This is a genomic window from Buttiauxella sp. A111 (assembly GCF_014189855.1).
GTDB lineage: Bacteria > Pseudomonadota > Gammaproteobacteria > Enterobacterales > Enterobacteriaceae > Buttiauxella > Buttiauxella selenatireducens.
This window is the reverse complement of sequence record NZ_BJFN01000004.1, coordinates 310031-333173: the sequence shown is the minus strand read 5'-3', so window position 1 is coordinate 333173 and position 23143 is coordinate 310031. Positions and strand designations below refer to the sequence as shown.

The 23143-nt window shown below is 52.6% G+C and carries 25 protein-coding genes; all 25 read left to right on the top strand.

The annotated features are described in order from the left end of the window. Positions 1 to 3 precede the first annotated feature (3 nt). The 25 genes from eutP to sufS all read left to right on the top strand — a co-directional run bounded on the left by eutP (position 4) and on the right by sufS (position 23142). Positions 4 to 465: a EutP/PduV family microcompartment system protein gene (gene eutP, locus BSPA111_RS13780; protein WP_183271723.1), complete on the top strand. Its 462-nt coding sequence runs from the start codon at positions 4 to 6 to the stop codon at positions 463 to 465. Further along, positions 462 to 1148, top strand: coding sequence for an ethanolamine utilization acetate kinase EutQ (eutQ, locus tag BSPA111_RS13775; RefSeq protein ID WP_183271722.1), 687 nt, complete (start codon positions 462 to 464; stop codon positions 1146 to 1148). The genes eutP and eutQ overlap by 4 nt, the downstream gene beginning before the upstream one ends. A gap of 12 nt (positions 1149 to 1160) precedes the next feature. Next, complete coding sequence (gene eutT / locus BSPA111_RS13770; protein ID WP_183271721.1) at positions 1161 to 1970, top strand: ethanolamine utilization cob(I)yrinic acid a,c-diamide adenosyltransferase EutT; 810 nt, start codon at positions 1161 to 1163, stop codon at positions 1968 to 1970. Continuing rightward, on the top strand, positions 1960 to 2976 hold the full coding sequence (pta, locus tag BSPA111_RS13765; protein ID WP_183271977.1) for a phosphate acetyltransferase: 1017 nt from the start codon (positions 1960 to 1962) through the stop codon (positions 2974 to 2976). Before eutT ends, pta begins: the two co-directional genes overlap by 11 nt. 70 nt (positions 2977 to 3046) lie before the next feature. Further along, positions 3047 to 3340, top strand: coding sequence for an ethanolamine utilization microcompartment protein EutM (gene eutM, locus BSPA111_RS13760; RefSeq protein WP_034455942.1), 294 nt, complete (start codon positions 3047 to 3049; stop codon positions 3338 to 3340). A 105-nt stretch (positions 3341 to 3445) separates the two neighbouring features. After that, a complete protein-coding gene (gene eutN, locus BSPA111_RS13755; protein ID WP_134183085.1) occupies positions 3446 to 3733 on the top strand; it encodes an ethanolamine utilization microcompartment protein EutN in 288 nt (95 codons plus the stop codon). A gap of 15 nt (positions 3734 to 3748) precedes the next feature. Then, complete coding sequence (locus BSPA111_RS13750) at positions 3749 to 5158, top strand: aldehyde dehydrogenase family protein (RefSeq protein WP_183271720.1); 1410 nt, start codon at positions 3749 to 3751, stop codon at positions 5156 to 5158. Positions 5159 to 5169: 11 nt separating this feature from the next. Next, entirely contained in the window at positions 5170 to 6009 is an 840-nt protein-coding gene (gene eutJ / locus BSPA111_RS13745) for an ethanolamine utilization protein EutJ (RefSeq protein ID WP_183271719.1), read from the top strand. Beyond that, complete coding sequence (locus tag BSPA111_RS13740; RefSeq protein ID WP_183271718.1) at positions 5999 to 7186, top strand: iron-containing alcohol dehydrogenase; 1188 nt, start codon at positions 5999 to 6001, stop codon at positions 7184 to 7186. Before eutJ ends, BSPA111_RS13740 begins: the two co-directional genes overlap by 11 nt. 46 nt (positions 7187 to 7232) lie before the next feature. Then, the gene (gene eutH / locus BSPA111_RS13735; RefSeq protein ID WP_183271717.1) at positions 7233 to 8477 is read left to right on the top strand and encodes an ethanolamine utilization protein EutH; all 1245 of its coding nucleotides are present in this window, start codon (positions 7233 to 7235) and stop codon (positions 8475 to 8477) included. Next, positions 8474 to 9886 (top strand): ethanolamine ammonia-lyase reactivating factor EutA, encoded by a 1413-nt coding sequence (gene eutA, locus BSPA111_RS13730; protein WP_183271716.1) that lies wholly within the window; start codon positions 8474 to 8476, stop codon positions 9884 to 9886. Before eutH ends, eutA begins: the two co-directional genes overlap by 4 nt. 12 nt (positions 9887 to 9898) lie before the next feature. Next, the gene (locus BSPA111_RS13725) at positions 9899 to 11260 is read left to right on the top strand and encodes an ethanolamine ammonia-lyase subunit EutB (RefSeq protein WP_183271715.1); all 1362 of its coding nucleotides are present in this window, start codon (positions 9899 to 9901) and stop codon (positions 11258 to 11260) included. Positions 11261 to 11279: 19 nt separating this feature from the next. Next, a complete protein-coding gene (eutC, locus tag BSPA111_RS13720; RefSeq protein ID WP_183271714.1) occupies positions 11280 to 12173 on the top strand; it encodes an ethanolamine ammonia-lyase subunit EutC in 894 nt (297 codons plus the stop codon). A 12-nt stretch (positions 12174 to 12185) separates the two neighbouring features. After that, a complete protein-coding gene (gene eutL, locus BSPA111_RS13715) occupies positions 12186 to 12845 on the top strand; it encodes an ethanolamine utilization microcompartment protein EutL (RefSeq protein WP_183271713.1) in 660 nt (219 codons plus the stop codon). A gap of 10 nt (positions 12846 to 12855) precedes the next feature. Continuing rightward, positions 12856 to 13353 (top strand): ethanolamine utilization microcompartment protein EutK, encoded by a 498-nt coding sequence (gene eutK, locus BSPA111_RS13710; protein ID WP_183271712.1) that lies wholly within the window; start codon positions 12856 to 12858, stop codon positions 13351 to 13353. Positions 13354 to 13371: 18 nt separating this feature from the next. Continuing rightward, positions 13372 to 14424 (top strand): HTH-type transcriptional regulator EutR, encoded by a 1053-nt coding sequence (gene eutR, locus BSPA111_RS13705; protein ID WP_183271711.1) that lies wholly within the window; start codon positions 13372 to 13374, stop codon positions 14422 to 14424. A gap of 207 nt (positions 14425 to 14631) precedes the next feature. Beyond that, complete coding sequence (nudI, locus tag BSPA111_RS13700; protein ID WP_183271710.1) at positions 14632 to 15057, top strand: nucleoside triphosphatase NudI; 426 nt, start codon at positions 14632 to 14634, stop codon at positions 15055 to 15057. A gap of 4 nt (positions 15058 to 15061) precedes the next feature. Then, positions 15062 to 16375 (top strand): sensor histidine kinase, encoded by a 1314-nt coding sequence (locus BSPA111_RS13695; RefSeq protein WP_183271709.1) that lies wholly within the window; start codon positions 15062 to 15064, stop codon positions 16373 to 16375. Next, positions 16375 to 16986, top strand: coding sequence for a response regulator transcription factor (locus BSPA111_RS13690; RefSeq protein WP_183271976.1), 612 nt, complete (start codon positions 16375 to 16377; stop codon positions 16984 to 16986). The genes BSPA111_RS13695 and BSPA111_RS13690 overlap by 1 nt, the downstream gene beginning before the upstream one ends. A gap of 101 nt (positions 16987 to 17087) precedes the next feature. Continuing rightward, positions 17088 to 17588, top strand: coding sequence for a heme-binding protein (locus tag BSPA111_RS13685; RefSeq protein WP_183271708.1), 501 nt, complete (start codon positions 17088 to 17090; stop codon positions 17586 to 17588). 318 nt (positions 17589 to 17906) lie between these two features. Beyond that, positions 17907 to 18275 carry a Fe-S cluster assembly scaffold SufA gene (sufA, locus tag BSPA111_RS13680; protein ID WP_183271707.1) on the top strand — a complete coding sequence of 123 codons (369 nt, stop codon included), beginning with the start codon at positions 17907 to 17909 and terminating at the stop codon, positions 18273 to 18275. An 8-nt stretch (positions 18276 to 18283) separates the two neighbouring features. Continuing rightward, the gene (sufB, locus tag BSPA111_RS13675) at positions 18284 to 19768 is read left to right on the top strand and encodes a Fe-S cluster assembly protein SufB (RefSeq protein WP_183271706.1); all 1485 of its coding nucleotides are present in this window, start codon (positions 18284 to 18286) and stop codon (positions 19766 to 19768) included. A 155-nt stretch (positions 19769 to 19923) separates the two neighbouring features. Then, positions 19924 to 20670 carry a Fe-S cluster assembly ATPase SufC gene (gene sufC / locus BSPA111_RS13670; RefSeq protein ID WP_183271705.1) on the top strand — a complete coding sequence of 249 codons (747 nt, stop codon included), beginning with the start codon at positions 19924 to 19926 and terminating at the stop codon, positions 20668 to 20670. Beyond that, complete coding sequence (gene sufD, locus BSPA111_RS13665; protein WP_183271704.1) at positions 20645 to 21925, top strand: Fe-S cluster assembly protein SufD; 1281 nt, start codon at positions 20645 to 20647, stop codon at positions 21923 to 21925. Before sufC ends, sufD begins: the two co-directional genes overlap by 26 nt. Further along, positions 21922 to 23142, top strand: coding sequence for a cysteine desulfurase SufS (gene sufS, locus BSPA111_RS13660; RefSeq protein ID WP_183271703.1), 1221 nt, complete (start codon positions 21922 to 21924; stop codon positions 23140 to 23142). The genes sufD and sufS overlap by 4 nt, the downstream gene beginning before the upstream one ends. The last annotated feature ends 1 nt before the right edge of the window (position 23143 follow it).

The window sequence follows — 23143 nt, the reverse complement described above, 5'->3', positions numbered from 1 at the left end:
CGCATGAAACGCATCGTGTTTGTCGGCACCGTGGGTGCAGGGAAAACAACATTGTTTAACGCGTTACAGGGAAATTATTCACAGGCCAGAAAAACTCAGGCGGTTGAATTTAGTGATGTGGGAAATGTCGATACGCCGGGGGAATTTTTTAGTCATCCACGGTTGTATTCTGCATTAATTAATACCCTGATCGATGCGGAATTATTGATATATGTTCACGCAGCAAACGATCCGCAATGCCGCATCCCCGCCGGGTTGTTAGATATTTATCCGCATCTGCGACGCGTTGCGGCAATAAGCAAAATTGATTTGCCCGATGCAAATATTGCACAGACACAGGCGATGCTCATCGACTCAGGATTTACGCCGCCAATATTTGCACTGAACAGCCTGGATGCTGCGAGCGTCAGGCAACTTGAGGATTATCTGGCCGAGATATGTGGTCAGGAGGAACCTGTTCAATGAAAAAGCTCATTACGGCTAATGATATTCGTGAAGCCCATTCCAGTGGTCTTAAAACCATTACTTTTGTCCTGAAAGAATCCATCGTCACGCCTGAAGCCCGTGTGGTTGCCGAGCAACTGGACATCTCGTTAGTGGAAGAGGGTGTAAGCCCTGTAGTGGCAGAAAGCTCTCCGCCTCGCTCCGAACGCCAGCGTATTCGCGAAGAAATCATCTCTCAGCTACCGGAGGGAATGTTTACTGAAAGCCTGGTGGCGCAGCTTATTGAGAAGGTTGAGCAAGAACAGAAAACGCGCGTGGGCAGTGGGATGCAACCGAGCTTTCGCGCGGTAACGGGCAAGGGCGGCATCAAAGTTATTGATGGTAGTTCGGTAAAATTTGGCCGTTTTGATGGTGCGCAAGAGCCATGTGTTGGGTTAACCGATTTGGTAACGGGCGCGGATGGCAGCAGCATGGCGGCAGGTTTCATGCAGTGGGAAAACGGTTTTTTCCCCTGGACGCTGAATTACGATGAAATCGACATGGTGCTGGAAGGGGAATTACACATACGCCATGAAGGCGAAACGCTTATCGGTAAAGCAGGGGATGTGATGTTTATCCCTAAAGGTTCCAGCATCGAATTTGGCACTCCCAGCCACGTTCGTTTTCTCTATGTTGCCTGGCCTGCCAATTGGCAGGAATGCTAAGGCGAGGCGCTTATGAGCACCTTCATTACTGAAGATTGGCTACGGGCAAATCACACCCTCAGCGAAGGGAGCGAAATCCGCCTTCCAGCTGACAGCCGTATGACACCGTCGGCCCGTGAACTCATTGACGCACGCCGTTTGCTGGTGAAATTCCAGGATGATGACGGGCGCTTGTTTGTTGAAACGGAAGAGAAATTACAGCCGGTACACGGCCTGACGAGTGAATCCGTTGCACAGGTCGCGCATTGCGAGTTATGCCAGCAGCAAGTGAAAGAAAAACCAGACACGCTAACCCACCTTAATGCGCATGTATTTGTGGCGAAAAACGATCCTCGTCTGGCATTTCGCGCAAGCCTGGATAGCGCCATTGCTATGGCGGTATGGCTGCAAACTGAATTCGATAAAACGGCTGCACTTTGGCTTGCCGATATTCGTTCCCTGCTGGGCAATATCATGCGTGCTGACGCGTTGGAGCAGGCATTGCCTGAACAGCAATTAGTGGGTTTATCTGCTGACGATTTACACCGGTTATCACACCAGCCGTTGAAATATCTTGGGCACGATCATCTGGTTCCCGATGCGGCGCATGGGCGCGAAGTCGCATTGCTCAATTTGCTTCGGACAAAGATTCGTGAAACCGAAATCTGCGCGGCAACAGTCTTTATTGGTGCGGATTACCACGTACAAAAAGCGGATTTAATGCTGGCACTTAATCGCCTCTCTAGCGCGGTTTATGTATTGATGATCCTGTGCCTGAAAAAAGAGTGGCCAGATGCAGCAACGCTACTGCGGCGGCTGTCTGGAGGCTCACATGTTGCTTGACCGTTGCCGTCGCCAGGCCCAAAACCAGCCTAAGCGTGTCGTCTTCCCGGATGCGAAGGACGCGCGGGTTATTGAAGCTGCGCATTACCTCCAGCATCACGGTCTGGCACAACCCATTATCCTGGCTAATCCGTTTGCTTTGCGCCATTTCGCTCTGGCGGCTGGCCTACCACTCGACGGATTACAGATTATCGATCCAGCCACGTCACATGACTGGTTGGTAGAGTTTTATCAGCAACTGACGCAGCGTCTCGGTGATAAAACGCCGGATGATGCCAAAGAACGATTACGTGACCCGCTCTGGTTTGCGGCTGCGATGGTCAAGGCAGGGAAAGCCGATGTGTGTATTGCCGGGAATATGTCATCTACGGCTGCCGTTTTGCGTGCCGGTTTGAAAGTTATCGGCTTGCAACCGGGTGTTAAAACACTCTCTTCACTGTTTTTGATGCTGCCGCCAGAGGGAGAAAGGATCCTTGGGTTTGCCGATTGCAGCGTTGTACCGCAACCGACAGCCGCTCAGCTTGCTGATATCGCTATCAGTAGTGCACAAAGCTGGCAGGCAATCACCGGGCAGCCAGCACGTGTCGCCATGTTGTCATTTTCTACCAACGGCAGCGCCCGCCATCCTTGCGTTGCCACAGTTCAACAGGCGACGGAGATAGTACGTGAGCGCGCCCCTGAACTGTGCGTGGATGGCGAATTGCAATTTGATGCAGCCTTTGTTCCCCAGGTGGCTGCGCAAAAAGCGCCTGAAAGTGTGCTGGGAGGGCAGGCAAATGTGCTGGTTTTCCCGTCGCTTGAGGCGGGCAATATTGGCTACAAAATTGCGCAACGGCTGGGCGGATTCCGCGCAATTGGCCCGATGATTCAGGGATTGAATGCACCATTGCATGACCTTTCTCGAGGATGCAGCACGCGTGAAATCATTGAGCTGGTGCTGATTGCTCAGACACAAACTTATACCGAGATGGAAAGATGTACCGAACCCGCATTGTCGAGGGGTTAGCACGTGCCCTATGTGAAGAATATGCACCCATAAATGTCTAACTTTTTAACCGAGTGAGAGGAAATAAATCATGGAAGCACTAGGACTTATCGAAACAAGAGGTTTGGTCGCAGTGATTGAAGCATCGGATGCGATGGTCAAAGCCGCACGCGTCAAATTGGTTGGCGTAAAACAGATCGGCGGTGGGCTGGTAACGGCAATGGTGCGTGGTGATGTAGCAGCCTGTAAAGCTGCAACGGATGCCGGAGCTGCTGCGGCTCAGCGTATTGGCGAGTTGGTTTCCGTTCATGTCATCCCACGTCCACATGGCGATTTGGAAGAAGTCTTCCCGATTGGCCTGGGTAGCGACAAAACTATCGATTGATAGCCGGTGACGTCATCCCCCGACGTCACCCTTCTTTTACCTGATTATCTGGCAGCCTCAGGGCGGCACAGGATTGCTTTATCTGAATTTTGTCCGGAGGCGAGCATGAAGCTGGCAATGGTCATTGGTCAAATCGTTTGCACAGTCCGCCACAGCGGGCTTGAACACGACAAATTGCTGATGGTGGAGATGATTAACCGCCAGGGCGAACCGAGTGGTGAGTGTGCAATTGCCACTGACAGCATTGGTGCCGGAAACGGCGAATGGGTGTTGCTGGTGGGCGGGAGTTCCGCTCGCCGTGCACATCATAGTGAAGCCTCTCCGGTCGACATGTGCGTGATAGGCATCGTCGATGAAGTGGTCATGGACAGAGAAATTATCTTCCATAAATAGTGAGGGTTGAGCGGCATGGATAGGCAACAAATTGAACAGGTGGTGAAAGCTGTGCTGGCAGGAATGGCGGCAAACACAACACCACAACCCGTCACAAAACCGTGCGGCGCAGGCGTTTTTGCCTCACTGGATGATGCCGTTGAAGCGGCTTGCGTGGCACAAAAATCCTTAACCAGCGTGGCGATGCGCCAGAAAGCCGTGGCGGCCATCCGCCTGGCGGGCGAGCAACATGCACAACCGCTTGCGGAAATGGCGGTAGCGGAAACCGGGATGGGCCGCGTTGCAGATAAATGTGCCAAAAATATTGCTCAGGCTCGCGGTACTCCGGGCGTTGAATGCCTGACTCCGCAAGTGTTAACCGGTGATAACGGTCTGACGCTCATCGAAAATGCGCCATGGGGCGTGGTGGCTTCGGTAACTCCGTCTACCAACCCAGCGGCAACCGTCATTAACAACGCAATCAGCATGATCTCCGCCGGGAACAGCGTGGTCTTTGCACCGCATCCAGCGGCAAAAAATGTCTCGCAGCAAACGATCAGCTGGCTCAACGAAGCGATTGTTGCGGCGGGTGGACCGGCGAATTTACTGGTGACGGTTCTCAATCCTGATATCGAAACCGCACAACGATTATTCAAATACCCTGGCATCGGTTTATTGGTGGTGACAGGTGGCGAAGCGGTGGTAGACGCGGCGCGTAAACACACTAACAAACGTTTGATCGCCGCAGGTGCAGGGAATCCACCGGTTGTCGTGGATGAAACCGCCGATATTCCTCGCGCAGCTAAAGCTATCGTGCAGGGAGCGTCGTTTGATAACAACATCATCTGCGCCGATGAAAAAGTGCTGATCGTGGTGGAAAGCGTGGCGGACGCGTTGCTGGAAGAGATGCAGCGTAATCACGCCGTTTTGCTCAGCGATGCGCAGGCCGAAAAACTGCTGCCGATTGTGCTGAAAAACGTGGATGAACAGGGAAAAGGGCAAGTCGTTCGCGACTGGGTTGGGCGTGATGCGGCCAAAATTGCCGCCGCTATCGATCTTAACGTGGCCCATGAAACACGCTTGCTGCTGGTGCAAACCACGGCGCGCCATCCTTTTGCCGTCACAGAAATGATGATGCCGGTATTGCCGATGATCCGTGTGGCAAATGTCACCGAGGCCATTGCGCTGGCGGTGAAGCTGGAAGGAGGCTGCCACCATACCGCCGCCATGCACTCGCGCAATATCGACAATATGAACGCAATGGCGAATGCCATCGACACCAGTATTTTCGTTAAAAATGGCTCGTGTATCGCCGGGCTGGGACTGGGTGGCGAAGGCTGGACCTCCATGACCATCACCACGCCAACTGGCGAAGGTGTGACATCGGCCAGAACCTTTGTACGCCTGCGTCGTTGTGTACTGGTCGATGGATTCCGCATCGTTTAAGGAGAGGGGCAATGGCACGCAGCGAACAAACCTGGCTCAATGACCGTTTACGGAATGCATCTTTGCTGTGCAACAGGCCAATGAATGCCGATCAGCAACCGCTGTGGCTGGGAATCGATCTCGGTACGTGCGATGTCGTGTCGCTGGTTGTCGACAGCGATTGTCAGCCCGTTGCGGTTTGCCTCGATTGGGCCGATGTGGTTCGTGATGGCGTGGTCTGGGATTTTTTCGGCGCGGTGCAGATTGTACGTCGTCATCTCGACACGCTAGAGCAACAGCTTGGCTTTCGTTTTAGCCACGCCGCTACCTCATTTCCACCGGGCACCGATCCGCGTATTTCGGTCAATGTGCTTGAGTCTGCGGGTCTGGAAGTGAGCCGTGTGCTTGATGAGCCGACAGCCGTTGCCGATATGCTCCAGCTTGATAAAGCGGCGGTAGTGGATATTGGCGGTGGCACCACTGGCATTGCCGTCGTTTCACAAGGTCAAGTGATTTACTCCGGCGATGAAGCCACGGGCGGGCACCATATCTCCCTTACGCTCGCAGGTAATCAACGCATCGCGCTGGAAGAAGCTGAACAAATGAAGCGCGGTAGCGATGCAAATCTCTGGCCTGTGGTTCGCCCGGTTTACGAAAAAATGGCGGACATTGTCGCTCGTCATATTGAGGGTTACGACGTCGAACAGCTCTGGCTGGCGGGCGGTTCCTGTATGCAGCCGGGTGTCGAAGGGCTGTTCCGTCAGTGTTTCCCTGAATTAACTATTCAGTTGCCTCCGCACTCTATTTTCATGACTCCGCTGGCCATTGCCGTTTGCGGGATGACACACGTGGAGGGTGCTCATGCACAGTGAAGAGATGCAATCCGCGCTCTATCAGGCGCTGGATATGATGAATGCCCGCAACGTGCGCGAGTTTTCTGTACCGCCCGCCACGTTTATGGGGCCTGGTGCAGTGGCGCGTTGCGGCGAGGCATTACTTGAGCGCGGCATTTACCGTCCTTTCGTGATGGTTGATAGCATGTTGCATCAAGCCGGAATGACCGATGTGCTGGAACGTAATCTGAAGCGCAGCGGCATCGCGTATGAAATCTGGCCATGTTCGCCTGGCGAACCTGTTGACAGTGATATCGGTGCAGCGGTTGAACAAATCGCCCGTTGCCAGTGCGATGGCGTTGTTGCTCTGGGGGGCGGTTCCGTTCTGGATGCCGCAAAAGTGGTGGCTGTGATTGCCACGAATCCATCACTCGCCCTCGAAAGCATAGTGGCCGGAACACGCCTGAATCGCCGTCTGCCGTTTATCGCTATTCCAACCACGTCGGGAACGGGTTCGGAAGCCACCAACGTGGCGGTAATTATCGCAGCGCAGACTCACCGTAAACAGGTTCTTGTCCACACTATGTTGATCCCAGATGTCGCCATTATTGATGCGTGTCTGACGCTGGGTGTCCCACCTCATATTACCGCCGCAACAGGAATCGATGCCTTAACACACGCTATTGAAGCTTATGTGGCAAGTAATGGCACACCGTTAACACGCGGGCTTGCGTATCGCGCCATCAACAGTATTGGGCACGCGTTACCGCAGGCTGTAGGGCAAGGGCATGATTTGGCTGCTCGTGAAGCGATGATGCTCGCATCGTATATGGCCGGAATGGCGTTTTCTAATGCAGGTCTTGGGTTATGCCATGCCAGCGCACACCAGATAGGTGCCGCCTATGGCATTCCCCATGGTAAGGCTAACGCCATCATGCTGCCTGCTGTCATGAAATTTAACCAGTTGGTGTGCAAAACCGCCTATAGCGAGATTGGTCACGCCCTGACGGGCAAATCTTGTGCGGCCAGCGAAACCATCGCTTTTGTTGAACATCTCATCGACGAACTGGAGTTAGGCAGCGGGTTATGCGCGGCTGGAGGACGCGAGTCTGACTATGTCGGTTTCGCCCGTGCGGCACTCAACGACATCTGTATTACCACTAATCCACGCACTGTGACGGAAGCCCAGATTATTACGCTGTATCAGGACGCCTGAACGGGCATTACACCGGCCTGTTCGCAGGCGATGAAGGAGAAGGGAAATGGGCATTAACGACGTTATCATGTACATCATGATGATTTTTATGCTGATTGCCGCGCTTGACCGAGTTTTTACTCAGTTTGGTGGCTCAGAAAAAATCCTCGGTTTTGTAGGGCTGGGCAAACTGGGCAAAAGTATTTCCGGTTCAGGTAGCCAGTTTGAAGAAGGTTTTATGGCAATGGGAGCGTTGGGGTTGGCGATGGTCGGGATGACGGCGCTGGCACCGGTTTTGGCTTTCTTGCTTGGCCCGGTGATTATCCCTGTCTATGAAATGCTTGGCGCAAACCCGTCGATGTTTGCCGGGACGCTGCTGGCCTGTGATATGGGCGGTTTCTTCCTTGCCAAAGAACTTGCCGGAGGGGACGTCGCGGCCTGGCTTTATTCAGGGCTTATCCTCGGTTCCATGATGGGGCCAACCATTGTGTTTTCTATCCCCGTTGCGCTGGGCATTATCGAGCCTTCAGACCGCCGTTACCTGGCGCTTGGCGTGCTGGCGGGGATTGTCACCATTCCGATTGGCTGCATTGCTGGTGGCCTGGTGGCGATGTACTCCGGTGTTGAAGTGAACGGGCAGCCGATTGAATTCACCATGAGCCTGATTTTGCTCAACATGATCCCCGTGATAATCGTTGCGGTGCTAGTCGCGCTGGGGTTGAAGTTTATCCCGGAAAAAATGATTAACGGTTTCCAAATCTTCGCCAAAATCCTCGTCGCGATTATTACCGTCGGCCTTGCGGCGGCCGTGGTGAAATTCCTCGTGGGCTGGACGCTGATCCCCGGGCTTGATCCTATCTTTATGAGTGAAGGTGACAAGCCTGGCGAAGTGATGCGAGCCATTGAAGTCATTGGTTCGATCTCTTGTGTGTTACTTGGTGCCTATCCGATGGTACTGCTGCTGACTCGCTGGTTTGACAAGCCGTTAATGCGCGTAGGCAATTTGCTGAAAATCAACAATATTGCTGCAGGCGGCATGGTTGCGACGCTCGCCAACAACATTCCGATGTACGGCATGATGAAGAATATGGATGCGCGCGGCAAAGTCATCAACTGTGCATTTGCGGTGTCGGCGGCTTTCGCACTCGGCGACCATTTGGGGTTCGCTGCGGCCAACATGTCACCGATGATCTTCCCTATGATTGTCGGCAAGCTGGTGGGCGGCGTTACCGCGATAGGTGTGGCAATGCTGCTGGTGCCGAAAGAAGAAAGCACCCATGTCGTGGTTGATTCTGCGGAGGCGCAATCGTGAAAATTCGCGAACTGCATAGCGTTGGTATTGATGTCGGCACCACCACAACACAGGTGATTTTCTCAAGCCTTGCATTGGTTAACCGAGCTGCAATCTCGCAGGTTCCGCGCTATGAGTTCGTGAAACGTGAAATTACCTGGCAAAGCCCGGTGTTTTTTACCCCGGTTGATAACGATGGACATCTGAGAGAAGAAGAGCTGCTAAGCCTTATTCTCGCGCAGTATCAAGCCGCGGGTTTAGCCCCAGAATCCATTGATTCAGGGGCAATTATTATTACCGGTGAAACCGCCAAAACTCGCAATGCGCGTCCAGCCGTGATGGCGCTTTCCCAAAAGCTTGGGGATTTTGTCGTCGCGACCGCCGGACCGCATCTTGAGTCAGTCATTGCAGGTTACGGCTCCGGGGCGCAGGCGTTATCACAGCGCCAGCTAAACCGAGTCATGAATATTGATATTGGCGGCGGTACAGCGAACTACGTGCTGTTCGAAGGAGGCAAGGTTGTCGCTTCAGCCTGCCTTAATGTTGGCGGACGTTTGTTTGAAACCGATGCTCACGGCAATGTCACATTTATCCATAAACCAGGGCAGTGGATTGCGGATGAGCTGTTCGGTGAAGGCGTATGCGGCAAAGGTAAAAAACCGCTCACGCCTGCTCAGCTAGACGCTGTTGCCGACCGCATGGCGCAACTGCTTTATGAAGTCGTCACCGGTGAGATTTCAGCACTGGCGCAACGCTTGTTAATGACCGATACGTTGCCCGCGGGTAAACCTGCTGACGTGATTACGCTGTCGGGTGGGGTAGGGGAATGCTATCGCCAGCCACCAGAAACACCGTTTGGCTACGGTGACATTGGCCCGCTTCTGGCGCGCTCAATTCATCGGCATGCAGGATTTTCCTCGCTCAGTGTACACATTCCCGATCAAACCGTGCGCGCTACCGTGATTGGTGCCGGCGCGCATACTCTCTCGCTTTCAGGTAGCACCATCTGGCTCGACGAGATGACGTTACCGCTGCGTAACATTCCGGTTGTTCACCCCGTTGGCGAGGGCGAACTCGCAGAAACCTGGCAACAGGGACTGGAACAAATGGACCTTAATGCGACGCAGGATTGTTACGCGTTAGCCATTCCACCTGCACTTCCAACCAGCTATGCAACCGTGCAGTTGGTTATCAACGCTCTGAAACTTTTTACCCAACGCCTTCCTGGCTCGCAACCGCTGATTGTTGTCGCGGAGCAGGACCTCGGTAAAGCGTTGGGAATGCTGCTGTTTCCACAAGTGGAGCCGCGCAAGCTTGCGGTGATAGACGAAGTCGTCACCCGTACTGGCGATTATATTGACATTGGTTTGCCGTTGTTTAGTGGAGCAGTCGTCCCGGTAACGATCAAATCACTCGCCTTTCCTTCCTGAGGGATCGACATAATGAAACTAAAAACCACGCTGTTTGGGCAAGTTTATCAGTTCAAAGATGTTAAAGAAGTACTGGCGAAAGCCAACGAATTACGTTCCGGCGATGTGTTGGCAGGCGTTGCTGCGCAGAGTTCTCAGGAACGTGTGGCGGCAAAACAGGTGCTGTCTGAGATGACGGTTGCGGATATTCGCATGAATCCAGTTATCGCTTATGAAGATGACTGCGTGACGCGCATTATCCAGGACGACATCAACGAAACCTCTTATACACGGATTAAAAACTGGAGCATAAGCGAGCTGCGTGAGTACATCCTTAGCGATGACACCAGCGTTGACGATATTGCTTTTCTGCGCAAAGGCATTAGTTCTGAAGTGGTCGCCGCCGTCGCTAAAATATGCTCGAACGCGGACTTAATCTACGGCGGCAAGAAAATGCCGGTGATTAAAAAAGCCAACACCACCATTGGTTTACCTGGCACTTTCAGCGCGCGTTTGCAGCCTAACGACACGCGTGATGATGTGCGCAGCATCGAAGCGCAAATTTACGAAGGGCTGTGTTTTGGTGTGGGTGATGCGGTCATTGGCGTTAACCCGGTGACGGACGATGTGGGTAACTTAACCCGCGTGCTTGATACCATCTACAACGTTATCGACAAGTATTCGATTCCGACGCAAGGCTGCGTATTGGCGCACGTCACCACCCAAATTGAAGCGATTAAACGAGGCGCTCCGGGTGGACTTATCTTCCAGAGTATTTGTGGCAGCGAAAAAGGGCTCAAAGAGTTCGGCGTCGAGCTTGCCATGCTGGACGAGGCGCGTGCGGTAGGCGCTGAGTTTAACCGCATCGCCGGAGAAAACTGCCTGTACTTCGAAACAGGGCAAGGTTCGGCACTTTCCGCTGGTGCGAACTTTGGCGCAGACCAGGTGACCATGGAAGCACGAAATTACGGTCTGGCGCGCCATTACGATCCTTTCATCGTTAATACCGTAGTGGGTTTCATCGGGCCTGAATATCTCTATAACGACCGCCAGATTATCCGTGCCGGGCTTGAGGACCATTTCATGGGCAAACTCAGCGGCATCTCAATGGGCTGTGACTGCTGTTATACCAACCATGCGGATGCGGACCAGAATCTTAACGAGAACCTGATGATCCTACTGGCGACTGCCGGATGTAACTACATCATGGGTATGCCGCTGGGTGACGACATCATGCTGAATTACCAGACCACGGCATTTCACGATACCGCCACCGTGCGCCAGCTGCTGAATCTGCGTCCATCGCCGGAGTTTGAAGCATGGCTGGAAACAATGGGGTTAATGGCTAATGGCCGTTTAACGTCACGGGCGGGCGACCCGTCGCTGTTCTTCTGAAATCATCAGGGAAATCATCATGGATCAAAAACAGATTGAAGAGATTGTGCGCAGTGTTCTGGATCAGATGCATAAACCGGAAAATGCCGTGCAGCCTGCCGTTGCCTCAACGCCAGTAACGCAAGCCGTTGTTCAAACGACAGAAGAAAGCTGTAGCGTGGATTTGGGCTCAACTGAAGCCAAAATGTGGATTGGTGTGAAGAACCCTCATCGTGCCGAGGTTCTGGAAGAACTGCGCCACAGCACCGCTGCACGTGTTTGTACCGGGCGCGCAGGCCCTCGTCCGCGCACGCAGGCGTTATTACGATTCCTGGCTGACCATTCACGCTCGAAGGATACCGTTCTCAAAGAAGTGCCAGCTGAATGGGTTCAACAGCAAGGGCTGCTGGAGCTGCAATCAGAAATCAGCGACAAAAATCTCTATCTCACCCGCCCAGATTTAGGGCGTCGCTTGAGCGCTAACGCTATCGAAACGCTGCGCACCAGTTGCAAACAGAACCCTGACGTTCAGGTGGTGATTTCTGACGGCCTTTCAACCGACGCTATCACCGCTAACTATGGCGAGATCTTACCGCCGCTGTTACAGGGACTGGAACAATCCGGGCTGCATGTTGGCACACCGTTCTTTGTCCGCTATGGGCGCGTGAAGATCGAGGACCAAATCGGTGAATTGCTGGGCGCGAAAGTGGTGATTTTGCTGGTAGGGGAGCGCCCAGGGCTGGGTCAATCAGAAAGCTTATCTTGCTACGCAGTGTATTCACCAAAAACCGCCACGACGGTGGAAGCCGATCGCACCTGTATCTCCAATATTCACCGGGGTGGTACGCCACCTGTTGAAGCGGCTGCTGTGATTGTCGAACTTGCAAAACGTATGCTGGCGCAGAAAGCGTCGGGCATCAACCTGACTCGTTAAGGGAGCATAACTATGCCAGCTTTAGATTTGATTAAACCGAATGTGAAAGCGATGCGGGTTATCGCAAACGTCAGCGAAGGGTTTGCTCGCGAGTTGAAATTACCTTCCCATATTCGTAGCCTGGGTTTGATTACTGCTGATTCCGATGATGTAACCTATATCGCCGCCGATGAAGCCACGAAACAGGCTCAGGTTGAAGTCGTGTTTGGCCGCTCGTTGTACGCAGGTGCAGCGCATGGCCCATCACCGACCGCCGGGGAAGTGCTGATTATGCTGGGCGGGCCAAATCCGGCGGAGGTGCGTGCTGGCCTGGATTCGATGTATGCCACTATAGAACAAGGTCCTGCGTTTCAGTGGGCTAACGATTCGGAAGATACCGCATTTTTGGCTCATCTTATTTCCCGTACAGGATCGTATCTTTCAACAACGGCCGGTATTTTGCTTGGTGATCCAATGGCATATCTGGTTGCGCCGCCACTGGAAGCGACATTTGGCATTGATGCTGCGTTGAAATCTGCCGATGTGCGCATTGTGACCTACGTGCCGCCGCCGTCAGAAACCAACTACTCGGCAGCGTTCATGACCGGTAGTCAGGCCGCTTGTAAAGCCGCCTGTAATGCCTTTAGTGAGGCCGTGCTTGAGATAGCGCGTAACCCAATTCAGCGCGCTTAGGGAGTCATCAATGAACTCTCTCGGATTACTTGAAGTTTACGGTCTGGTGGCGGGAATTGACGCTGCAGATGCGATGCTAAAAGCGGCAAACGTGCGTTTGTTGAGCCATGAAGTGCTCAATCCTGGCATGGTGACGCTGGTTGTTGAAGGGGATCTCGCTGCGTGTCGCGCGGCGTTGGATGCGGGTGCGGCTGCTGCAAGCCGCACCGGGCGAGTGATTAGCCGTAAGGAACTGGGCCGTCCCGATGAGGACATCGAGCGGCTGGTGTGCAGTTTTAACCGTAAGCCCGACGTTAAATCAGCAGCGGTAAAAGCAACGATAGCCACATCGGAGGTGGCACAAGCGTTACTCGATGTGCTGCAAACTCAGGGGCACGGTATGACCGCAGGTGAAGTTGCGGCGCATTTTAACTGGCCGCTCGAAGAAGCCAGAACACAACTTGATGCATTATTCCATGACGGAAAATTACGTAAGCGTAGCAGTCGTTATCGTTTGAAGACTGTGTAGCGGCGCAAGGAGTCGCGTATGAGTAAGAAAATTAACACTGACTTACATCATCTGCGTAAAACGGACTACGCGCGGGACGAGAAAGTGGCGCCGCTGATTGAGGATAAGTGTGTACATCGGCGCCAGACAAAAGATGTGTATGAACACGCTTGCACTATCACTGCGTGGCAGCAGCTCTATGATCAGCTTCAGCCTGGACACTTCCAGGGGGAGCTGACGGAGCTTCTGCTTGATGGCATTCAGATGTTCCGTGAGTACACCAATCTTGCCCTGCGACAGTCTTGCATGGTGTGGCCGAATGCCTTCTGGTTTGGCATTCCGGCCACCTATGGTGAAAAAGGGTTTATTGGTACTCAACTGTTGGGCAAAGAAGAGATTGCGGCGCGTCCTGGCGGGACGGAATTTGAATTGAGCACGCCTGATGAGTACACCATCCTCGGCGTGGTCATTGGTAACGATGTGCTATTTCGCAATGCAGGGCTGTTTTATCAACCGGAAATCTTGTTTGAGCTTCTGCAAAAAAACTCAGCCCTCGATGTATGTCCGCAGAAAAAAGAAGCAATCTGGCAATTTATACATCAGGCACTGGCGCACGGTAGCCATGACCCGGAATGTATGAGCAACGAAAATGTGCGCAAGGTGCTCACACACAATTTGCTATCGGGAATGAGTGAACTGCTTGAAAGTGCACAGCCCGTGGTTTCTGAGCTAATGTCGCGTAAAACTAGCTATCAACGGCTGGTGTCGCAAGCGCGTGATTGCGTATTAAGTCGCACATCGGAACCCTTAACGGTGCTTGAACTTTGCAATGAGCTGCATGTTAGCCGTCGTACATTGCAAAATGGTTTCCATGCGGTGCTGGGTATCGGCCCAAATGCGTGGCTTAAAACGCTGCGTCTGAATGCTGTGCGCCGGGAATTGATAAGCCCGTGGTCTACCTGGAGCACCGTGAAAGATGCCGCGATGCAATGGGGCTTCTGGCATCTCGGCCAGTTCGCAACTGACTATCAACGCTTGTTCCTGGAAAAACCCTCTGAGACGTTGCAATCACGTGGGCGGGAATGGCATTGAGGTGCTGGGTTGGAAAATGACAACCGCCCTTCGCTGGGCGGATAGTCGGGTATTTCGCAAAGATTGATTCCGTACTCGGTACGTTATTGGTTTGTGGAAAGCGCCTCGCAAATAATCAACTAACAGCGCCTTAAACGTGTTACCGATGAGACTCCTGAACCTGTTTCTGCTAACGTTTGCATAAACTAAAAGACACCAGGAGGTCATATGCGGCAGAGAGTTATCGTTTGCCCAATCATTGAAAACAACGGCGAAGTGTTGCTGTGCAAAATGGCAAACGACAGAGGGGTTTTCCCAGGGCAATGGGCGTTATCCGGTGGCGGAATGGAGCCGGGCGAAAATGTTGAGCAAGCGCTACTGCGTGAAATCAGCGAGGAACTGGGCGCGGAGTTGCAGATCACACGTATTACACCGTGGACGTTCTCGGACGATGTGCGGACAAAAACCTATGCAGATGGTACGAAAGAAGAAATCTACATGATCTATCTGCTATTCAACTGTGTCAGTGCTAACCGGCAGATCACTTTTAACGAAGAGTTTCAGGAAATCGCCTGGGTTAAACCGGCAGATCTTCACCGCTACGATCTGAACGAAGCCACCAAAGCCACTTTTACTAAAAAAGGCTGGCTCTAGTTTTATGGTAAAGGCGCTGGTTTGGCTGATGCTCACGGCTCTATCCGGTGGCGGTGTGGTTATCTATGCGCTGTATCAGCAATACGAGGAACAAAGTGCTGAGTTCCGTATTTTGTACCGCGATATTACGGTCAAGCTTTCGCAAAACGATGTCATTCTGGCGCTGCTTTCTAACAGCAGCGACCCCGCTGTGGTGCAGAAAAAATTCCCCTATATTCTGCGCTGGCAAACCAAACCCCATGAACCGCCACGCCCGGATATAAACCCCGCCCGCGCCGGAACGTACTGGATAAATTCCCCGCAAGGTTCGTTGCTGATTGATTTACCCACATTGTTGGCCGATTTCGTTCGTTCACAGAAATTTCGGCACTTTAGCCTGAGCTGGCAGGGAACACGGCTTCTCACGCAGGGGGCTGAAGGGAAGGGGGATTGGTGGCGTTGGGAGAAAGAGGTGGCAAGTCCCTCTCAGCCGCTGAATCTGTTAGTGACAAATAACCCGGACTGGCGAAGCTTGCCCTGGTTTATGTTGGCACTGCTGGGGATTTTCTGGGCGGCGGTAATCTACTTCTATAATCAGTACCAGGCGACAAAACGCCAGCGCCATATCGCCGATTTACGTGCCCATTTTTCAGAACTGGCGCGGTTAAATACGATGGGGGAAATTGCCGCAGGAATGGTTCATGAACTGAATCAACCGCTCACCGCCGTTCTCAGTTACTCGCAAACCGCGCAACGTCTGATTAAACAGCAGCAAGCGGAAAAGGCGGAGCCGTTGCTGGATGCGGCAGTAATGCAAACCAAGCGCATTAGCAGTTTGCTGCTGGCATTTCGCGAAAAACTGCACAGTGATGAACAGACGTTGCAACCGGTGGATTTACGTCAGGTCTGGACAAGAGTAGTGATGTTGCTGGGCAATGAAATTGAGCGTGGCAACGTCAGTGTTATCAATAAAATTCCTGAGTCGTTGCCTCTGCTGATGGCATCCCCATTGGGTATTGAGCAGATATTCCATAATCTTCTCAATAACGCTATTCAGGCTCAGCAGCAAACGGATAAAGCTTGGGTCACCGTCAGCGCCAGCCAAACCGAGAGCCATATCATTTTGACTGTCACCGACGGCGGACCAGGGCTGAGCGAACAGGCATTACAGCAGGTGTTTATGCCTTTCTTCACCACCAAAAAAGAGGGGCTTGGCCTGGGTATGGCGCTGACCGAGACGCTGGTGCAGCGGTATAACGGCAGCATTCAGGCGGATAATAGCGCGACCGGAGGGGCGTGTTTTACCCTGATATTTCCCCTTATTCAACCGGAGGCATGATTGTGCAACGCATCTATCTTATTGATGACGATGAAGCGATACGCTTTTCGTTAACTGCGCTGCTCGCGACGATGGGTTGGGAAACGCAAAGCTATGACAGCGTGCAGAGTTTTCAGGAGTCTGAATCTGATCTTACGACTCTCAACGGATGCTTGCTGTTGGATATTCGGATGCCCGGCAAGTCGGGTATTACACTCCTGGAAAACTGGCAGCAAATGGGGAGTACGCTGCCGGTTATCATGATGACAGGCCATGGCAGCATTGACCTTTGCCGTCGTGCGTTTAAAAACGGAGCATTCGAGTTTCTGACCAAACCCGTTGATGCCGACCTTCTGATTGAAACGGTGGGGGCAGCGCTCGAACAGCAGAAACTGAGTCAGCAAAAGCGTGAAAGCCAGGCCGATTTGCAGACAAAACTGGCAACGCTTTCTGCCCGTGAACAGGAAGTGATGGCGCTGATCATGCAGGGGAAATCGAACAAAGAGATGGCGAGAGACCTTTCGTTATCTCCACGAACTGTAGAAGCCCATCGTGCCAGCCTGTTTGCGCGGCTTGAGATTAATTCGCTGGCGAAACTGATAAAAATCTACGGTGGTTTGACGGGTAAGTAAAATTACCTGGTTTTCCTGGTAATCACCCGAATGGTTTCTCTGATTGCGCCTGGTTACCTTAACTCATGTAAATTAATCACACCGAGTTGAGAGACGAAACCATGAAAAATTCCATCTTGTTCGCCGCTGCCCTGTTCAGCAGCGCAGCCGCAATGCCCGCTTTTGCCAGCAACGTTCTGACTGAAAAGAACCTCTCACTCGAGTTTGCCGATAAACTCGCCCAAAGCGCGATTCAGGCCTGTAGTGCCAAAAACTATAACGTCGCGGTGACGGTTGTGGATCGCGCCGGCGTGGTTAAAACAATTAAACGTATGGATAACGCAGGCCCGCATACCGTTGAAGCCAGCCGTATGAAAGCGTATACCGCGCTGACAACCAAAAATGCCACTGGCGATGTAATGAAGAGTGCGCAGGATAACGCCGGTGCACAGAATATGCGTGATATCCCAGGTTTCTTGCTGTTGGGTGGAGGCGTGCCGGTGAAAGTCGATAACCAGACCATCGGTGCCATTGGTATCGGCGGTGCGCCGGGTGGTCATCTGGACCAACAATGTGCGGTTGACGCCCTTGAAGCTAATAAATCGCTGCTCAACGCTTCCTGATTTTTTTATCCAACGCAGGTTTCCCAGACCTGCGTTCGTTTTTTTTAGCTCCTGCCTTTTGTAATAATTGGTATTTTCTATACATCTTTTACTTTCTATCTCCTGAGCTTTCCATTCAAAGATAAATTCTCTTTATTTCATTAGCTTAATTAGCACAACTCACCCTCTGCAAGAGTTTCAACAGGGTCTATCCTTAGTTAAGACGCCTAAAAATCGAGCATTTCGTGAATACCCCTGTTATCAGGATGTTGTATTGATAATAGTTATCATTAACATGGGGTATTGGCCGTTGGGCGGCAAAACATCAAGAGGTGAATTATGGATGTGCGAACCGGTAGCTTCGATCCCAGTGAATTTGCCTGGAAGGGGCTGACGTTAACCCCTGATGCTGCGGCACATATTCGCAAACTGGCATGCCAGCAGCCCGGCTTTCTCGGCGTCCGTCTGGGCATTAAACAGACAGGGTGCGCGGGGTTCGGCTACGTGCTGGATACCGTAAAAGAGCCTAAAGCCGACGACCTCCTTTTTGAGGCGGGCGGCGCGAAACTGTGGGTTCCGCTTTCTGCGATGCCGTTTATCGACGGGACGGAAGTCGATTATGTGCGCGAAGGATTAAATGAAATATTCAAATTTAACAACCCGAAAGCCCAGCACGAATGCGGTTGTGGTGAAAGCTTTGGGGTGTAGGCGGGATTATGTCACGTAACACTGAAACGACTGAAGAAGTGAAAACCTGGGCGGGCGGCCATCAGTACAAAGAAGGTTTTTTCACCCAGCTCAAAACTGACGAACTGGAACACGGCATCAACGAAGATGTGGTGCGGGCGATTTCTGCGCGTCGTAATGAGCCTGAATGGATGCTGGAATTCCGCCTGAGCGCTTATCGTGCCTGGCTTGAGATGGAAGAACCCCACTGGCTGAAAGCGCATTACGAAAAACTTAACTATCAGGATTACAGCTATTACTCAGCCCCTTCGTGCGGCAGCTGTGACGATAATTGCGAATCCCAGCCCGGTGCGGTTCAACAGCCGGGAGGCAATGCTTATTTGACCGGCGAAGTGGAAGAAGCGTTTAACCAGCTCGGTGTGCCGGTGCGCGAAGGTTCAAATGTGGCCGTGGATGCCATTTTTGACTCGGTTTCGGTCGCGACGACTTATCGTGAAAAACTCTCTGAACAGGGGATTATTTTCTGCTCTTTCGGTGAGGCGATTCATGAGTTTCCTGAACTGGTGCAAAAATATCTCGGTACTGTGGTTCCCAGCAATGACAACTTTTTTGCCGCGCTAAATGCGGCGGTGGCATCTGACGGCACCTTTATTTATGTGCCAAAAGGCGTGCGTTGCCCGATGGAGCTTTCGACCTATTTCCGGATTAACGCCGAAAAAACCGGTCAGTTCGAACGCACCATTTTAGTGGCGGACGAAGGCAGCTACGTCAGCTACATCGAAGGGTGCTCCGCGCCGGTGCGCGACAGCTATCAACTGCATGCCGCGGTCGTGGAAGTCATCATTCATAAAGACGCTGAAGTTAAATATTCCACGGTGCAAAACTGGTTCCCTGGGGACGGCAATACTGGCGGGATCCTTAACTTCGTGACCAAGCGTGCGTTGTGTGAAGGGGCAAACAGCAAAATGTCCTGGACGCAGTCCGAAACTGGCTCGGCTATTACATGGAAATACCCCAGTGTGATTTTGCGCGGTGATAACTCTATCGGCGAGTTTTTCTCCGTCGCGCTGACCGCTGGGAACCAGCAGGCCGATACCGGCACCAAGATGATCCACATCGGCAAAAACACCAAATCGACGATTATCTCGAAAGGTATCTCCGCCGGACACAGCCAGAACAGTTATCGCGGGCTGGTGAAAATCATGCCAACCGCGACCAACGCCCGTAACTTTACCCAGTGCGATTCCATGCTCATCGGGCCAGACAGCGGAGCGCATACCTTCCCGTATGTCGAATGCCGCAACAACACCGCCCAGCTTGAACATGAAGCGACAACCTCGCGTATCGGGGAAGACCAGTTGTTCTACTGCCTGCAACGCGGAATAGCGCAGGATGATGCGATTTCAATGATCGTCAATGGATTCTGCAAAGATGTGTTCTCGGAATTACCGCTCGAGTTTGCGGTGGAAGCACAAAAATTATTAGCAATTAGCCTTGAACACAGCGTCGGATAAGTGCCTGTCCCAGCAGGCTATTTTATTGGTCATTTTGACCCGGTGTAGTGCTCAGAATCCTCACGTACTACGTGTACGCTCCGGTTCTTGCGCGCTATACCGAGCCAAACTGACGGCAACAATTACGCCTGATGGACCAGGCACCAGGAGAAAGTATGCTGAGCATTAAAGATTTACAGGTAAGCGTTGAGGACAAAGAGATCCTGCGCGGTTTGAGTCTGGAGATAAAACCTGGCGAAGTGCACGCGATTATGGGGCCGAACGGCTCAGGGAAAAGTACGCTTTCTGCAACGCTTGCCGGACGTGAAGATTACGAAGTCACCGGTGGGCAGGTCCATTTTAAAGGCAAAGACTTGCTGGAATTATCGCCGGAAGACCGTGCGGGTGAAGGCATTTTCATGGCATTCCAGTACCCAGTGGAAATTCCAGGCGTGAGTAATCAGTTCTTTTTGCAGACCGCGCTGAATGCAGTGCGCAAATACCGTGGGCTGGACGATCTCGACCGTTTCGATTTTCAGGACTTGATGGAAGAAAAAATCAAATTGCTGAAAATGCCGGAAGACTTACTGAGCCGCTCGGTGAACGTAGGCTTCTCCGGTGGTGAGAAAAAGCGTAACGATATTCTACAAATGGCGGTTCTCGAACCTGAACTTTGCATTCTGGATGAATCAGATTCGGGGCTGGATATTGATGCGCTGAAAATTGTTGCTGAAGGGGTGAATTCACTGCGCGATGGTCACAGAGCCTTTGTCATCGTTACGCACTATCAGCGTATTCTCGACTACATCAAACCTGATTTTGTCCATGTGCTTTATCAGGGCAGGATTGTGAAATCAGGAGATTTCAGTCTGGTGAAACAACTGGAGGAGCAGGGTTATGGCTGGCTTACCGAACAGCAGTAACGGCAACGCTCTGCAACAGTGGCACCACCTGTTTGAAACACAGGGCTCAATGCGCAGCAAAGAAGCCCAGGAACATATGCAGCAAATGCTGCGCCTGGGGCTGCCAACACGCAAACATGAGAACTGGAAATACACACCGCTTGAAGGGTTGCTCAATAACCAGTTTGTGTTGCCTGCTTCGGAAGCGTTAAGCGAAATTCAACGTAACGCGCTGGCATTACCGTTGGACGAGTGGCGTCTGGTCTTTGTGGATGGGCGATTTAGCCGCGAGTTGAGCGACGATCTGACCAACAGCGGGTTTGATATCACCATTGATACCCAGCGAGCGTCGTTGCCTGCTGCGGTGCAGGGCGAGGTGTTCTTGCACCTTACCGAAAGCCTGGCTGAAACGGTGACGCACATTCGCGTTTCCCGCAATGACAGCCCCGCTAAAGCTCTGCTGCTCATGCATATCAGCCGTGGCAGTGCGCAGGATGAGATGAATACCGCGCACTATCGCCATCACTTATCGCTTGGCGAAGGGGCCCGTGCGACAGTTATTGAACATTTCGTCAGCCTTGATGAGCACGCGCATTTTACCGGGGCGCGTTTCACCGCGGATGTGGCGGCAAACAGCCAATTGCATCACTACAAACTGGCGTTTGAAAACGCGCAAAGTTATCACTTCGCTCATAACGATGTGGTCATCGGCCAGGATGCCACGGTTGAGAGCAATAGCTTTCTGCTTGGGGCGGCGGTGTTGCGCCACAACACCAGTTCGCAGCTTAACGGTGAAAACACTCAACTTCGTATCAACAGCCTGGCGCTGCCGATAAATAACGAAGTGTGTGATACCCGCACCTGGCTTGAGCACAACAAGGGTTACTGCAACAGCCGCCAGTTGCATAAAACTATCGTCCGCGACAAAGGGCGCGCGGTGTTTAACGGCATGATCAACGTGGCGCAGCATGCGATTAAAACTGACGGGCAGATGACCAACAACAACTTGTTGCTCGGGCGTCTGGCGGAAGTGGACACCAAGCCGCAGCTGGAAATTTATGCCGATGATGTGAAATGCAGCCACGGAGCCACCATTGGCCGCATCGATGACGAACAGATGTTCTACCTGCGTTCGCGCGGGATTAAAGAGCAGGCTGCAATGCAGATGATCATTTATGCCTTTGCCGCAGAGCTAACGGAAAATATTCGCGACGAAGCATTGAAACAGCAGGTGCTGGCGAGGATCGGCCAGCGCTTTGCAGGGGGAGAAGCATGAGTTTTTCCATCGAACGGGTGCGGGCTGATTTTCCAATTTTGAGCCGCGAAGTGAACGGGCAGCCGCTGGTCTATTTAGACAGTGCCGCCAGCGCGCAAAAACCGCAGGCGGTTATCGACGCGGAGCTGGATTTTTACAGCCATGGTTACGCGGCGGTGCATCGCGGCATTCATACTCTGAGCGCGGAAGCGACACAGTTAATGGAGAATGTGCGCAACCAGGTTTCACGCTTTATTAATGCGCGAACGCCGGAAGAAATTGTTTTTGTTCGCGGTACGACCGAAGGCATTAACCTGGTCGCCAATAGTTGGGGGCGCGCCAATATTCATGCTGGAGATAACATTATTATTTCCACTATGGAGCACCATGCCAATATCGTGCCATGGCAAATTCTCTGCGAGCATACGGGTGCAACATTACGTGTGATCCCACTTAATCAGGACGGTACGCTGCAGTTGGACGTGTTCCCGACGCTGATTGACGAACATACCAAACTGCTGGCGATTACCCAGGTTTCGAACGTGTTGGGCACTGAAAACCCAGTACAGGAGATGATTTCGATTGCCCATCAGGCTGGGGTGAAAGTGCTGGTGGATGGCGCACAGGCCATCATGCATCACGCCATCGACGTGCTGGCGATGGATTGTGATTTCTATCTGTTCTCCGGCCACAAAATTTATGGCCCAACGGGTATCGGTGTGCTGTATGCACGCGAGGAAATCCTGCAAAACATGCCACCGTGGGAAGGGGGCGGATCGATGATTGCGAGTGTCAGTCTGACCGCTGGCACCACTTACGCAGCTGCACCGTGGCGTTTTGAGGCGGGTACGCCCAATACCGCAGGCATTATCGGTCTGGGTGCCGCCTTGCGCTATGTCGAGAGCCTTAATTTGTCCGAAGTGAGCGAGTATGAGCAATCGCTTATGCGGTATGCACAGCAGGCGTTAAAAACGGTTCCAGACCTGACGATTTATGGCCCGGACCAACGCCTCGGTGTAATCGCGTTTAATCTGGGCAAACACCACGCCTACGACGTGGGGAGTTTCCTCGATAACTATGGCGTTGCGGTTCGCACCGGACATCATTGCGCGATGCCATTAATGGCGTTCTACAAGGTTCCGGCGATGTGCCGCGCTTCGTTCGCCATGTATAACACTGAAGAAGAGGTGGATCGTCTGGTGGTAGGTTTGCAGCGCATTCATCGTCTGCTGGGCTAAC

Bases quoted from the DNA above. Each gene is read 5' to 3' on its own strand.
- eutP (WP_183271723.1), top strand. From the start codon at position 4: ATGAAACGCATCGTGTTTGTCGGCACCGTGGGTGCAGGGAAAACAACA.
- eutQ (WP_183271722.1), top strand. From the start codon at position 462: ATGAAAAAGCTCATTACGGCTAATGATATTCGTGAAGCCCATTCCAGT.
- eutT (WP_183271721.1), top strand. From the start codon at position 1,161: ATGAGCACCTTCATTACTGAAGATTGGCTACGGGCAAATCACACCCTC.
- pta (WP_183271977.1), top strand. From the start codon at position 1,960: ATGTTGCTTGACCGTTGCCGTCGCCAGGCCCAAAACCAGCCTAAGCGT.
- eutM (WP_034455942.1), top strand. From the start codon at position 3,047: ATGGAAGCACTAGGACTTATCGAAACAAGAGGTTTGGTCGCAGTGATT.
- eutN (WP_134183085.1), top strand. From the start codon at position 3,446: ATGAAGCTGGCAATGGTCATTGGTCAAATCGTTTGCACAGTCCGCCAC.
- BSPA111_RS13750 (WP_183271720.1), top strand. From the start codon at position 3,749: ATGGATAGGCAACAAATTGAACAGGTGGTGAAAGCTGTGCTGGCAGGA.
- eutJ (WP_183271719.1), top strand. From the start codon at position 5,170: ATGGCACGCAGCGAACAAACCTGGCTCAATGACCGTTTACGGAATGCA.
- BSPA111_RS13740 (WP_183271718.1), top strand. From the start codon at position 5,999: ATGCACAGTGAAGAGATGCAATCCGCGCTCTATCAGGCGCTGGATATG.
- eutH (WP_183271717.1), top strand. From the start codon at position 7,233: ATGGGCATTAACGACGTTATCATGTACATCATGATGATTTTTATGCTG.
- BSPA111_RS13725 (WP_183271715.1), top strand. From the start codon at position 9,899: ATGAAACTAAAAACCACGCTGTTTGGGCAAGTTTATCAGTTCAAAGAT.
- eutC (WP_183271714.1), top strand. From the start codon at position 11,280: ATGGATCAAAAACAGATTGAAGAGATTGTGCGCAGTGTTCTGGATCAG.
- eutL (WP_183271713.1), top strand. From the start codon at position 12,186: ATGCCAGCTTTAGATTTGATTAAACCGAATGTGAAAGCGATGCGGGTT.
- eutK (WP_183271712.1), top strand. From the start codon at position 12,856: ATGAACTCTCTCGGATTACTTGAAGTTTACGGTCTGGTGGCGGGAATT.
- eutR (WP_183271711.1), top strand. From the start codon at position 13,372: ATGAGTAAGAAAATTAACACTGACTTACATCATCTGCGTAAAACGGAC.
- nudI (WP_183271710.1), top strand. From the start codon at position 14,632: ATGCGGCAGAGAGTTATCGTTTGCCCAATCATTGAAAACAACGGCGAA.
- BSPA111_RS13695 (WP_183271709.1), top strand. From the start codon at position 15,062: ATGGTAAAGGCGCTGGTTTGGCTGATGCTCACGGCTCTATCCGGTGGC.
- BSPA111_RS13685 (WP_183271708.1), top strand. From the start codon at position 17,088: ATGAAAAATTCCATCTTGTTCGCCGCTGCCCTGTTCAGCAGCGCAGCC.
- sufA (WP_183271707.1), top strand. From the start codon at position 17,907: ATGGATGTGCGAACCGGTAGCTTCGATCCCAGTGAATTTGCCTGGAAG.
- sufB (WP_183271706.1), top strand. From the start codon at position 18,284: ATGTCACGTAACACTGAAACGACTGAAGAAGTGAAAACCTGGGCGGGC.
- sufC (WP_183271705.1), top strand. From the start codon at position 19,924: ATGCTGAGCATTAAAGATTTACAGGTAAGCGTTGAGGACAAAGAGATC.
- sufD (WP_183271704.1), top strand. From the start codon at position 20,645: ATGGCTGGCTTACCGAACAGCAGTAACGGCAACGCTCTGCAACAGTGG.
- sufS (WP_183271703.1), top strand. From the start codon at position 21,922: ATGAGTTTTTCCATCGAACGGGTGCGGGCTGATTTTCCAATTTTGAGC.